The 13,720-nt window shown below is 43.3% G+C and carries 8 protein-coding genes and 1 pseudogene; 5 read left to right on the top strand and 4 right to left on the bottom strand.

The window, feature by feature from the left end:
- Positions 1–5 precede the first annotated feature (5 nt).
- From AACT52_RS36630 to AACT52_RS36610, 5 genes and pseudogenes are all read left to right on the top strand, one after another.
- A pseudogene (locus tag AACT52_RS36630) lies at positions 6–1,299 on the top strand (AmpG family muropeptide MFS transporter).
- Complete coding sequence (locus AACT52_RS36625) at positions 1,284–1,685, top strand: ABC transporter permease (protein ID WP_073628411.1); 402 nt, start codon at positions 1,284–1,286, stop codon at positions 1,683–1,685. The pseudogene AACT52_RS36630 and the gene AACT52_RS36625 overlap by 16 nt, the downstream one beginning before the upstream one ends.
- A gap of 291 nt (positions 1,686–1,976) precedes the next feature.
- Entirely contained in the window at positions 1,977–2,225 is a 249-nt protein-coding gene (locus AACT52_RS36620) for a hypothetical protein (RefSeq protein WP_073628409.1), read from the top strand.
- Positions 2,218–2,733: a GNAT family N-acetyltransferase gene (locus AACT52_RS36615; RefSeq protein WP_073628407.1), complete on the top strand. Its 516-nt coding sequence runs from the start codon at positions 2,218–2,220 to the stop codon at positions 2,731–2,733. Before AACT52_RS36620 ends, AACT52_RS36615 begins: the two co-directional genes overlap by 8 nt.
- A 160-nt stretch (positions 2,734–2,893) precedes the next feature.
- Positions 2,894–3,652, top strand: coding sequence for a HEAT repeat domain-containing protein (locus AACT52_RS36610; RefSeq protein ID WP_073628405.1), 759 nt, complete (start codon positions 2,894–2,896; stop codon positions 3,650–3,652).
- Positions 3,653–3,714: 62 nt separating this feature from the next.
- On the opposite strand, the gene AACT52_RS36605 is transcribed toward AACT52_RS36610, so the two are convergent.
- The 4 genes from AACT52_RS36605 to AACT52_RS36590 all read right to left on the bottom strand — a co-directional run bounded on the left by AACT52_RS36605 (position 3,715) and on the right by AACT52_RS36590 (position 13,018).
- A complete protein-coding gene (locus AACT52_RS36605) occupies positions 3,715–5,061 on the bottom strand; it encodes a PQQ-dependent sugar dehydrogenase (protein ID WP_073628403.1) in 1,347 nt (448 codons plus the stop codon).
- A 309-nt stretch (positions 5,062–5,370) separates the two neighbouring features.
- Complete coding sequence (locus AACT52_RS36600) at positions 5,371–6,465, bottom strand: hybrid sensor histidine kinase/response regulator (RefSeq protein WP_073628401.1); 1,095 nt, start codon at positions 6,463–6,465, stop codon at positions 5,371–5,373.
- Positions 6,466–6,687: 222 nt separating this feature from the next.
- On the bottom strand, positions 6,688–7,899 hold the full coding sequence (locus tag AACT52_RS36595; RefSeq protein WP_073628399.1) for an EAL domain-containing response regulator: 1,212 nt from the start codon (positions 7,897–7,899) through the stop codon (positions 6,688–6,690).
- The gene (locus AACT52_RS36590) at positions 7,877–13,018 is read right to left on the bottom strand and encodes a PAS domain S-box protein (RefSeq protein ID WP_073628397.1); all 5,142 of its coding nucleotides are present in this window, start codon (positions 13,016–13,018) and stop codon (positions 7,877–7,879) included. The genes AACT52_RS36595 and AACT52_RS36590 overlap by 23 nt, the downstream gene beginning before the upstream one ends.
- Positions 13,019–13,720: the final 702 nt, after the last annotated feature.

The following is a 13,720-nucleotide window of genomic DNA, read 5'->3' as shown; positions in this document are numbered from 1 at the left end:
GTTCGGTGAAAACAATTTCATCGCTTTTGCAAGTTTTTGGCAGCCGGAAGATGGCGGCTTTGTCGTTACTAGGTTTTTCATCCGGTTTGCCTTTGTATTTAACAACTCAGATGTTGCAAGCTTGGATGACTGTGGAAAATGTCGATTTGACAGTCATTGGGTTGTCTAGCCTAGTCGGTTTACCTTACTCGTTGAAGTTTGTCTGGTCGCCTCTGTTAGACCGATTTTCGCTGCCATTTTTGGGACGGCGGCGGGGTTGGTTAATTTCGATACAAGTGGCGTTGTTGATTGCGATCGCCTTCATGTCTTTGCAACAACCCAAGCAAGCATTACAACTATTAGCCATCAATGCCGTACTGATTGCCTTTTTCAGTGCGACTCAAGATATCGTCGCTGACGCCTATCGTACCGATGTCCTTCATCAACTAGAAATGGGCGCTGGTGCAGCGGTTTTTGTCTTGGGTTATCGAGTAGCGCTATTAACTACAGGTTGGTTAGCGTTCAGACTTGCAGATCAGATTCCTTGGTCATCAGTTTACTTGGTAATGGCGGGATTCATGGTGATTGGAATTCTTGGTACTTTGTTAGCACCACAACCAAAGGAAATCAGTCCACCAGAATCTTTAGCCGATGCCGTGATATTACCATTTGGGGAATTTTTCCAGCGATTGGGGTTACTCCAAGGCTTTTTAATTCTGTTGTTCATCATTCTTTACAGACTAGGTGATGCCTTAGTTGGTAATATGTCCATACCCTTTTTGCTGCAAACCGGATTTACCCAAACCGAAATAGGTGATATCCGAAATGGTATGGGACTGCTTGCTACCATTGTAGGTACTTTAGTTGGTGGTTCAATATTAAGCAAAATTGGTATCAATCGCTCAATTTGGGTGTTTGGCGTTTTGCAGGCTTTCAGTAATATTTTTTACTTTTTTCTTTCTCAAGTTGGAAAAAACTATCAATTTCTGGTAATTACAATCAATGTGGAAAACTTTTGTGCTGGGTTGGGAACAGCAGGCTTTGTTGCCTTTATGATGAGTCTTTGTAACCAGCGCTTTTCTGCCACGCAATATGCCTTACTTTCCAGCTTCATGGCTCTCAGCAATAATATTCTTGTTGCCCCAACTGGCGGATTGGCAAAAAGCACAGGTTGGTCTATGTTTTTCTTAATTAGTATAGTCGCTGCTTTGCCGGGGCTACTTCTGTTGCCATTCTTTGCCCCTTGGAACTCTAAGCCAGTGGCAATGAACAGACCAGGTCTCGACTATGAGGAATAAGGATTTATGGGGCAGAAACTAATTATTATTGTTGCAACAGCTATTCTCTTAATTACTGGCGTCTTACTTGGCTACGTTCTCTCCCAGTTAGTTCTGGGATTCTTGACGCTTAACCTACTAACATTTCTAGGAACATTTAGCCTAATTGTCATTTTTGGTACGCTTTATTATGTTTTATTTTGGGAGTTTAGAAGACAACAGTCGCAAACAGGTCCCGGAAGAACGCGACGTTCAACAACAGAGGAGCGTTCAGTTGATGTCAATCTCAAAAACAGGCTCATCTCTTTAGCTGGTGATGTTGCTAGCGCCGAACGGCTAGTCAATCAGACAAAGCAAGATTACCCTGGTATGCCAGAAAATTGGTATTGGGAAAAAGCAATTGCTGACTTAGAACGCGATCGCCCTTAGGGGCGCTGTTCCTTACCCAATCGCCCGTAGCCCTCAGTTATGTGCGCTCTTAGCATCGGGAGCAGCATACGCTTTGCGATCGCCCTTAAAAAGCATCACTCAGTCCAACAAGCCTCAAGCCCTGCTAAAAGCAAAGCTTGAGGCTCATTCACAGCTAGTAGGTGCTTTACAATCAGCGAAGTGTTTTCTTTAAAATTACGCAAAAATCGCTAAAATAAACCAAGAAAGCTTCACAATACTTTAAGTAAAATTCTCATAAAAATTCGCTGTTGGTTGCAAAATACAAAGAATATGGCTATATTTCGTCAGTACATCGCCCCGTTCATCGTGGTGCTGATATTCCTCACTGCCCTTGTAGCAGTAAGCGCCCGCATCTTTTTACCCTCTGATATGGCTGCACCCGCCCCGATTGAAGAAAATAGGCAGATAAGCAGATGGGAAAATGGGGGTTTGGGGTTCCCTGTGGAGTTGGGGACGGTAGGAAAAATCAATTCCTCCTTGTCCTCGTTGTCCTCCTTGTCTCATTCTTTAAGTGTCTAAGGAACTGCTACCGGGTTACAAAATTCGCCGTGGTTCTACCTTGGATAAGGCGCTGCTAGTGAAATTCATGCAGCGAACTTACCAAGAAGCCTACCCACAGCAAGATTTCTCCCATTTAGCCAGAACAGTCGAGCAATACTTCTCCAACGACACCCCTGTGTGGTGGGTAGACTTTGCAGGAGAAGAACTCAGGCGAGAGGGAATAACATCCCCCTCATCCCCCTCATCCCCCGTTGCGTGTCTCTGGGTGGGAAATGCCATAGATCAAGTGCAGGGAACGCGCCATGCTCACATCTTTTTACTCTACGTTGTGCCAGAACACAGACAACGAGGTATCGGCACAGCTTTGATGCGATATGTAGAAGATTGGGCAAAGGCGAGAGGCGATCACCAAATTGGATTGCAAGTGTTTCAAAGCAACACAGCCGCATTAAATCTTTACAATCAGTTAGGTTATCAAACCCAGTCACTATGGATGGTAAAATCTCTTGATAGTTCAAGGAAATAGGGGTGTAGAAAAATTTTTGAATGTTGAATTTTCAAAGAACTTGCCTTACCCCTTATCCTTATAGTTAGAAAAATAAATAGTTAGAAAAATAAACTACTATTAAGAGTTTGACTTATTGACATGGGGGGTTATATGTTAATCCCTATCAGGGATTGAAACTATGTATGACGAAGACGACCTCAGCCTACTAGATGTCGAAGCAGAGCTAGAAAGCCCTCTGGATCATATGGAACCGCTCTCTGCCCAAACAGAGACGCCAAAGCCGAATCCAGAGCAGATGCTAGCATTATTAGAACATCCTCAGCCACAGCAAAGGATGCTGGCAGCGCGTGCTTTTTGCGACATAGAAGATGCGAGGGCGACTCCGCATCTGATTCGCTTGTTAACTGATACCTGTCCCTTGGTGCGCGTGAGTGCGGCATATGGTATCGGAAGAAACCCAAATCCAGATGCTGTTGAACCGTTGATTGCCCAGTTAAACCGAGATTGGAACGGCTACGTGCGTAAAGGAGTCGTTTGGGCATTGGGAAACTGCCGCGATCGCCGAAGTCTCGCACCCCTAGCAGACGCTTTAAGAACCGATATTTCCGCAGTACGTTTGTGGGCAGCCAGCGCCTTGGCGCAGATGGCAGACGTGGGTTACGAGACAGTTGTGGGAGCAATACCAGCCTTGATTGCAGCCTTGGTGCAAGATCCTGTAGCAGCAGTGCGAAGTAATTGTGCTTGGGCGATTGGACAACTGTGTCGCGAACTGCCTTCTAACGTAGTTTACGCCACCGCTATTGATGCATTAATTCAAGCATTTGCCGAAGACCAAGATTTGGGAGTGCGGGAAGACACCAAAGCAGCCCTTCTGGGAGTCGGCGATCCCCGTGGACTTCAATTGATTGAAACACTTGAACAAGAAGGATGGTTTTAACAAGTTAAAAGTTAAAAGTTAAAACTCAAAAGAAATTTCTTTTTACTTTTGCCTTTTTACTTTTAACTTTTTCCGCCCGTATACTGAATCCGATAAATACGGTTATTCGCTTCCTCTGTGACTAAAAGACTACCGTCAGGTAAGACGAGCAAGCCTACAGGACGTCCCCATGTAGTTGGTATAGCAGGGTCTAGCAGGAATCCTGTCAGGAAGTCTTCATAGTAACCTTGCGGTTGCCCTTTCGTATCAAATGGAACAAAAGCAACTTTATAGCCAGTGCCGCGATCGCGGTTCCACGAACCACGAAAGGTAACAAAAGCACCATTACGATACTTTTGGGGGAACGTCTGACCGTCATAGAATTGCAATCCCAACGCGGCTGAGTGCGCTTGAAACAGCACATCTGGGGTGCGGGTACGGGCTGCTAAATCAGGGCGTTTACTTTTGTCACTCGTCTTCTGACGTGGGTCAAGGTTATTTGGTGCTAGATATGTATAAGGCCAGCCATAGAATTCCCCTTGCCGAATGCGTGTTAAATAGTCTGGTACCAGGTCATCGCCTATACCATCCCGTTCATTGACAGATGTGTAAAGTTCCTTAGTCACAGGGTGAAAGTCCAAACCGACTGGATTACGCAACCCAGATGCAAAAGTCTGCTTCTGGGAACCGTCCAAATTCATCACCTGCACCGAAGCCCGTGGGAGTGGTTCTTCATCTACGTTGGTTCCTGAACCAATAGAAACGTACAGCTTATTGCCATCAGGCGAAACAACGACATTGCGCGTCCAGTGGTTGTTGTAGCCACTAGCAGGCAGATCAGCGATTTTTGTGGCAGTACCAGTGATTTCCTGCTGACCTTTGGCGTAAGGAAACCGCAACACCGCATCAGTGTTACCCAGGAAAAAGGAATTATCTGCAAAAGCCATCCCAAGGGGTCTATTTAGTCCGTTTGCCGCACTAGCAAAGGTGTTTTTGACATCAGCCACTCCATCACCGTTTGTATCGCGTAGTAAACGAATACGGTTTTGCTTGGTTTCTGTCACCAGCACATCACCGTTGGGAGTTAAAGCTAACCAGCGTGGCGCATCTAAACCGTCAGCAAAAACGTTGACCACAAAGCCAGGGGGTACACGCAGAGTCGGGTTGGCTGGAATTGGCACTACATTAGGTGACTTTGAGGCACTTTCAGTAGCGAAGGGTTTTGGCAAATCACCGACATTAATGCGGATGGGTGTGGGTGAAAGTGGTTCAGTACGAACAAGATTTTTTGGCTGTGTAGAATTCTGTGCTATTTGACCAGAAGCTGGAGAAGATTGGGGTGTGGCTTCTTCCAAAGAAGCGCGAGTCTGGTCACAGGCTGCTGCTGTAAACAGTAGCAGAAAAAGCAGCAAGCAACGCAGATGTTTCATAGTAGCAATTTCAAGAATGATGCACGTTCTCTTCAAAATTAGACTAGATGTTCCAAAACTGCCACCATTCTAAAGTCCGATTTTTACCATTTCATATATATAGCGCAATTCAATTGAATGAAGTAATTATTTATCTGTGTCCATCTGTGTCCATCTGTGGTTCATTATTTCTTTGTGTTCCTTCCTCTAAGATCAAGCCTCGAGTTGCAACAGTGAGTCGTCAGAGGCTCCAAACCCTCGTTACCTCTTTCAACCTGGTAACTTTGATATTAGAGCCTCTGGCTCTTGTTGGGTGCAAGATCTGAGTCCTCAAATACAGGGAAGCACCACCTGCACAACTGTTTTTTCTCCAAGCTGACTCTGGATGTTCAGTTTGCCTCCGTGTAATTCAACCATACGTTTAGCAATGATTAAACCCAAACCCAAACCTTGTTGTTCATAAAGTTGGCGCTCAAATTGCCGATATGCTCCCAATTCAGCAATTTGAGCGGCTGTCAGACCTCGCCCGTGGTCGGTAAGTGATATAGTAAGTTGATTGCTAACCAAAGTACTTACAAGATGAATTCTTGTTCCTGATTCTGAAAACTTCAAGGCATTATCAATTAATTCTTCAATAATTTTATAAAGTCTTGTTTCACAAATTTGTAGACAACAACGAGTTTGGAAATTCACTTGTAAATCTGCATCACGTCCTGCTTGTTTAGCTTGTTCGGTAATTAAATTTTTCAACCCGATTGAAGGGAAAATCGTTTTCTGGCTTCGCAACTGGTTAATTCGTTTTGAATCTGTTGCTATAATTTCGAGTTCCGCATAAAGTAAAAAGTTCTGAACTAATCTGTGTAAGCGTTCTCCCGACAGATGAATAAATAAAGCCATATCACGGATTTCTTCCCGAGAAAGAGTATTAGCTTCTTTCATTAAAAGTTCTGAAAAACCCAAAATACCATTGAGTGGTGTCCTCATTTCGTGAGGAAGGGACATAGTAATACTACTACGCAACTCGTCTAACCTTTTCTCTGACTGCTGATGAATGGTAACTTGTTTTTCTAATCGGGAGAAAATTGCAGCTAGTAGTTCTGCGCGGGTGAAAGGTTTTGTTATGTAATCATCAGCTCCCAACTCCATCCCTTGGCGGAAGTCAGTTTTGTCACTTTTAGCTGTCAAAAAAATCAACGGAATCGTTGCTGTTGTGGCTTGTTGACGTAATATATTTAAAACACCATGACCGTCTAGTTCTGGCATCATCACATCACAAATGACCAAATCGGGAATTTCCTGTTGAGCTAACTGCACGCCAATGCGACCATTTTCTGCAGCAATGACATCGAAATCCTCATAGGTTAGTAATTCGCAAAGATTCTGCCGTACACTAATCTCATCTTCTATGACTAAAATTTTATACATACTTAATCAAACTTAACAATAGAAATTATTTATATTTGTGATTTCATTTACTATTATTTATCTCAACTTGGTTGGTAGTAGTGCTTCAGCACTAACTACAAACCATTATTACAGCAGGTTGTATCTTTTTTGAGGTACATCTTTTCAACTCGCAAGCCAGAGATAAAGCAAATTTTACTTCTGAGTTGTGAGTTGTGAGTTGTGAGTTCTGCTGTATCAAACCTATACATTCAACCGTTTGTTAGCAAACAAAATCTTTTCAAATTCTGCGGCGCTTAACGGACGGCTAAAGAGAAAACCTTGCATAGCATCACATTTATATCCGCGTAAAAAATCAAGTTCTTGTTCCGTTTCCACACCTTCAGCAACTGTCTGAATCTTGAGATTACGCCCCATTTCAATCAATGCCGTTGTAATTGCTGCTTTTTGGGAATCATTTGCAATATCTTGAATAAAGTAACGGTCTATTTTTAACGTATCAATCGGTAATTGCTTCAAATACATTAAAGCAGAATATCCAGCACCAAAATCATCAATAGCTATTTTTACACCGAACGAGTGTACTTCCTTCATAGTAGAAGTAGCGTTATTGACATCTTGCATAATTATGTTTTCTGTTAACTCTAATTCTAAACAATTTGGCAGCAAATCGTTTACTAATAAAAATTTCATTATTTTTTCACTAAAATCAGGTTGAACCAACTGATGTGATGATAGGTTAACAGCGACACGTAACTCAGAAAAACCTGCATTATGCCAGAGTTTAGTTTGTTTACAAGCATTTTTTAAAACCCAATCACCAATAGGGAGAATTAAACCAGTAGATTCAGCCAAAGGAATCAATTGTGTAGGAGAAACCATCCCCAATTCGGGATGCTGCCAACGTAATAAACTTTCAGCAGCGATGATTTTACCAGAACGAAGATCGACTATAGGTTGATAGTAAACTAGAAATTGTTGAAAATCTCTTTGTTCTAAAGTACGACGCAAGCACATTTCTATCATCTGTACTCTGGGAGAAATAGTCTGAGTTTCAAATTTTGTAGATACTTGCTTTGTTAAATTCGCTTGCTTGCTCAAGCGACTTGCGATCGCACTTAATAATTCATCACGAGTAAATGGTTTCGTCAGATAGTCATCAGCACCCAATTCCATCCCTTGACGAAAATCAGCCCTAGCGGCTCTAGCTGTCAGAAAAATAAACGGAATGCTTGCTGTTACTGGTTCTTCACGTAATGCTATCAGTACGCCATAACCATCAATTTCTGGCATCATCAAGTCGCATAGAATTAAATCGGGAACTTCCGAAACTGCTAATTCTACCCCAATGCGTCCGTCTTCAGCAGCAATAGTATCGAAATGTTCTGCTTCCAACAAATCCAGAATATTTTCTCGTACTGATTTTTCGTCTTCAATGACTAAAATTTTGGTCATAGTTTGCCTCTGTTTTGGTGTGACTATTTAACGGCAGAGTTACAGTAAATATTGTTCCCACTCCGACTTCACTTTTTACAGCAATTTCACCATTGTGGGTATCCACGCACTTTTTGACAATTGCTAATCCTAACCCCGTGCCTTGGATGTTACCCACATTCGTAGCTCGATGAAAAGACTCAAACAGGTAGGGTAAGTCTTCTGGTGGAATGCCTATTCCTTGGTCTTGAATTGTAAATACTGCTAGCCCATCCTTAAACGTAAGAGAAAATCTGACAGTACTACCAGTTGGAGAATACTTAATTGCATTCCAGAGTAAATTACTAAGGATATGTTCTAGCAATTTCTCATCCATACAACACGGCATCGAATCATCTTGACGAATAAAGTTGATTGCATGGTGATTGTTGGCATTCAGTTGTAATTCTTCCACTAAATAATCGCAGTATTTCACTAAATCGAAGGGGACGGGTATAAAATCTAGTTTCCCTGCCTCTGCTTTGCCAATCACCAATACATTGTTTAACATCTCAGTCATATGCTTAACAGCAGTTTGAATGCGATGCAGGTGCGCCAGTTGTTTTTCCTCTGTCCACTTATGCTGGTAGTGTTCCAGTAACTCCGATGAGGAAAGAATAGTACTTAAAGGTGTACGGAACTCATGGTTCGTCATGGCCACAAAGCGAGATTTGAGTTCATTAAGTTCTTTTTCTTTGTGCAGCGCAGCTTTCAGTTCCTCTTCTAGTTGCTTGCGTTCTGTGATATCTAGCCAGTAACCGACAATTTCTAATGGATTACCAGCATCATCCAGCACAAGCTTGGTTTGATCGTACATCCATCGATATGTGCCATCCTTATGCAAAAAGCGGTACTCCTGGCTGTGTTGTCCTTGCTGTATCAGTTTTGCCGTCGCAGCAAAGACTTGCTGTAAGTCTTCCGGGTGAACATGGCTAGCCCAAAAGTTCGGACTTTCCATAAATTCCTGTACTTCATATCCCACCATAGTGACAACGTTTTCACTCATAAAGGTAATGCTATGGTCACCGTAAATTTTGCAGCTATAAATCACACCTGGACTAGAAGAAAGTAAATATTGTAACCGCTCTTGGAATACTAATAGCGCCACCTCTGCCTGCTTGCGCTCTGTGATATCACTTTGAATACCAATATAATGAGTGAATCTGCCATGAATGTCATAAACCGGAGAAATACTTATCTCATTCCAAAACAGAGTCCCATCTTTACGGTAATTACGTAAAACCACGGTACAGCTTTTTCCTTGGGTAATGGCGTCGTGTAGTTCGGTTATCCCTGGTTGATTGAGATCAGCACCATGCAGAAAACTGCTGTTTTTCCCAATCACTTCCGCTACTGAATAACCAGTGATTTGCTCCAACGCTGGATTAGCATATATGATTGGCGAGTTTGGCATGGTGACATCAGCAATCATGATGCCATTACTGCTAGCTGCGATCGCGCGATCGCGCAGTTGTAAACTTTCTTCTGCTTGTTTGCGTTCTGTGATATCAGTATGAATACCGACAGAGCCGATGATTTTGCCAGTGGTATCTTTAATCGCATCACCACGTAATTCGATTTGGATGATACGACCACTGCGAGTTTTCATCCTCACTTCACCGCGCCATGATTCTCCTGTGTTGACACTTGCAAAAATTTGTTCACACTCTGCCTTGCTGGTATAAATAGCTGGTGGTCCCCCAGCTGCTTGTAACTCCTCCAAGGTGTACTCAAATAATTTGACAAATGCTGGATTAAGGTAAATGACCTCACCTGTGATATCAGCCATGCCTATGGCATCGCTGGTGCTTTCTATGGCTTTGCGAAAGCGCAAAAGCGACTCCTCGGCTAATTTGCGCTCAGTGATGTCTGTAGAGATGCCGCAAACAGCATAAGGGATTTCATTGGCATCTTTTAGAGGAAACTTCACACAAAGGTAGGTGTGTAGCCCATCCTCGTGGGGGACGACTTCTTCAACTTCTATCGGTTTGCCTTGTGTGATCACCTTGTGGTTATTTGCGGCAAGCTTATGAGCAATGTCGTGCGACCACATATCATATATGGTTTTGCCTACAATCTGCTCTTTGCTAATTTTGAAACGCTTTTCATACTGGTGGTTGACCAACAGGTATCTATATTCAGTATCTATTAGGTAAATGAAAGCTGGGGAGTTGTCCAAAATCGCCTGCAGTCGTTCCTGAGTCTCCCGCAATACTGCCTCTCCTCGCTTGCGCTCAGTAATGTCTCGGCCAACGCCACGATAACCCCGAAATTTACCCTCAGCATCGAATATGGGAACCCCACTGGTTTCGCAAATAACTAAATGCCCATCTTTATGAGTATTTGTGTTCTCCAGACATTTGAATGGTTGTTGTGCAGCAGCAATTGGGGCAAATATATTAGCAACATGCTCGGCTTCTTGCGGTGGCATCAAGTCAAAAGGAGTTTTGCCCAACACGAATTGCGGCTGGTAACCCAACAGCTCGTATATTTTTGGACTTGCATAAGTGTAGACAGTGTTCTCATCTACTTCCCAAACCCAATCGCTGCTCGTTTCAACTAAATTACGGAAACGCTCTTTGCTGCGTTTGAGCGCCTCTTGTGCCTGCTTTTGATCGTGAATGTCTGTGTCTGTCCCAAACCAGCTTAAGATTTGTCCTTGCTTATCACACAGGGGTAAAGCACGTGATAAATGCCAACGGTAAGAATTATCAGACCTTTTGAATAGACGTGCCTCAACCTCAAAGATTTCACCAGTGAAGAGTGATGTTGTCCAACGCTCAAGACACCTTGGCAAATCTTCAGGATGTATCCATTGTTGCCAATTCCAGCCTTGAATCTCCTCTTGAGTGCAGCCGTAGTAGTCGAGCAATCGCTGGTTAACGTACTTAAGGCTACCATTCGCTTGAGCGAACCAGACTAGCTGAGGTATGGATTCAACCAAAAAGCGAAAGCGCTCTTCACTTTGTTCTAGCGCTTCTTGTGCCTGCTTGCGCTCAGTTATATCTTCACAAGTGCCAAGAACCCCTATCACATTGCCTTCAGCATCGTGAAGTGGAATTCTACTTACCTCTAGCCAAAGTTGTGTGCCATCCTTTTGGAGGTGGGGAATGATAACGCTATATTCTGGCGTATCAGTCTGCATCACCCTAAGGTCAGATTCACGGTAGAGATCTGCTTCCTCCTTTTGAGGGAGTAAATCATAGTCAGTCTTGCCCACAACATCTTCTGGACTCTCAAGACCAGCTATTTCGGCAAAGACGCGATTACAACCCAAAAATACAGAAGCTGTATCTTTCCAGAAAATAGTCTGGGGGATGTTGTCCATGACGAGCTGCAACATTTCCTGCGATTGCCGCAGTTGCTCTTGTGCATACAAGCGATCGCTCATTTCATTAATGAGTTGCCGATTTATTTCGTTAACAGCCCTTGTTCGCTCCTCAACTCGCCTTTCTAGGTCTGCGTTTGCCTGCTGCAGTTCTGCCTGTGCCTGTTGCAGTGCTGCTTCTGCCTGCACACGTTCAGTAATATCTGTACAGCAGCCAATGTAACCGATAAAGCTGCCATCAGATGCAAACCTGGGAACGCCCATGTTGATCAGCCAACGATATTCTCCATCTGCATGCAAATAACGACAGACATACTGGAAACGCTGATGCTTTTTGAATGCAGATAGGTATATCTCAAAACAGCGCTGTTTATCTTCAGGATGAATTCCTTCTGCCCAACCTTCACCCAGTAACTCTTCTAAAGGTCGTCCTGTAAATTCCAGACAATATTGGTTGAGAAACGTACCCGAACCATTAGCATCATTCATCCAAATCAGGACTGGTGCTTCGTCTGCGAGTTTACGAAAGCGCTCTTCACTCTCGCGTAACGCTTCAGTCGCTCTTTTTTGCTCGGTAATGTCTTCGCTGATCCCAAAGATGCGGTATTCTCCCAGTTCATTTTTTACGGGAACGGCTCGCGTCCAAACCCAGCGCTCCTCGCCGTCAGGACGGACAATGCGATATTCGTGGCTGTAAAGATTACCTGATTCAAGGGTCTTGATTGCTGCGATAACGCGATCGCGCTCTTGTGGATGGATAGCCTCTATAAAGTCAAAAGGATTTTCGTAAAGGCGATCGCGGCTGCGTCCCCAAATTTCTTCGTATGCCGGATTAATATAAACGATTTTGTTCTGTTTGAGGTCTCGCACAAACAAAACTTGGCGAATATTTTCTGCTGTTTGTCTGAAGAGTTCTTCACTCGACCGTAGCGCTTCTTCTGCCAGTTTGCGCTCAGTAATATCTCGTTGTGTGCAAACAAAATGAGTAATTTTGCCTTCGCAATATGCAATTGGGGCTATGTTAACCTCAACCCAGTATGTACAACAGCCGTTTTTGTGGTAATTAATGAATTCTGTTCTAATGGACGAGCCATCCCTAAGCGCCGTGCAAATTCTATCTATCTCGCTGCTAGAAGTTTTTTCACCATATAAAGTCGGTAGCGTTTTGCCAATAATTTCACAAGCTGACCAACCGCTCATACGGGTAAAAGCTTCGTTGACATAGACTATACGCCAACCCAATGGATCATCCAGCCCCTGAGCTTCAATGATCACAATAGCGTCGTTGCCATTGACTACAGCAGCCTCCAGCAAGCGCCCTTGTGCCTCGGTTTGCGTTAATTCGCTTGTTTCCCCTGCTTGTTGTTCGAGTGCTTGACAAATCGTTTCATAAGTGCATAAACCCACGAGTTGACCTTGATCATCAACTAGTGGTATGAAATACAAACGATATTGGCGTAAAAATGACAATATTGATATTACACTAGAAACCTCAGAGCATTTTAGGGTGAGTACTGAAGTCTCCATGACTTCAGATATTTTAGCTGTTTGTAGGTTTACGTCTGAGTACAAAAGCTGCAATGCATCATCCTGTGTGAACCACCCCACTACCTGCAAATTCTCAACTATCAACGCACAACCTGCTTGCGGTTGACGCTGACTCATCAAAGCAACTACATCTGACAATGGTGTATCAGGTACAACACTCAGGGGAGAAAAGTCAATTGCAGAATCCAACGATGGTAGTGAGATAAATTGAGCAAAGGCGTGCATAAATGTTTGCAATAGCTTATAGCACAAAAATGTTCTAGATCTATGAGGTAATGTCTTTAATTATTTTCCATTATTTTTACGTTTTTTCTCAGTAATTTCTTGCGTAAAATCCCTTAAATTAGTTAAATTTTATACTAAATTTTAATCGAATGCATATTAAGAGGAAGTCAAGACAGTAGAGGGGAAGAAATTAAGCTGTTACGTACTTCAGTTGCATCTTTTAGCGTTAAGCAAAACTCTTCCATTCTTCTGTCCATCCTCCGTTTCATCAGAGGTTGCCGGATTTTTACACGTTTTAGCCCAACACGAGTGCAAGTTCAAGGAACCTTTTATTCTTCAACGCTCCGAACGGGTAAAGGTTACTGGGCTTGGGTGAAAGAAGGAGAGAAACACCTTTGCGCCTTCCCCTTTACCCCTTAACCGAACCGTATTGAGACAAGGGGGACAAGGAGGAATTTGCTTCCTTGTCTTCCCCCTCTCCCAAGTCTTGGCTTGTCTAATAAATTATTGCAAAAGATCTAAGAATGAAAGCGCACTAGTACAGCGCGGCGGAAATAAGTCGTCAACCCCTCCGGGGAATTCAAAATTCACGCATTCGCTCATTCAAAATGGAAGACCCCACGGATGAATCCGGGGGCTTGAATAATTAGCTTGTGCATCTTTTCGTCTCCATGAATAAATTCAGGGGCTTGTATCCTTTTC

The sequence above is a fragment of the Scytonema sp. HK-05 genome, assembly GCF_963872035.1.
In the GTDB taxonomy this organism is placed as follows: Bacteria; Cyanobacteriota; Cyanobacteriia; order Cyanobacteriales; family Nostocaceae; genus Kalymmatonema.
The sequence above is the reverse complement of the archived record's forward strand: the minus strand, read 5'-3'. Positions and strand labels throughout refer to the sequence as shown.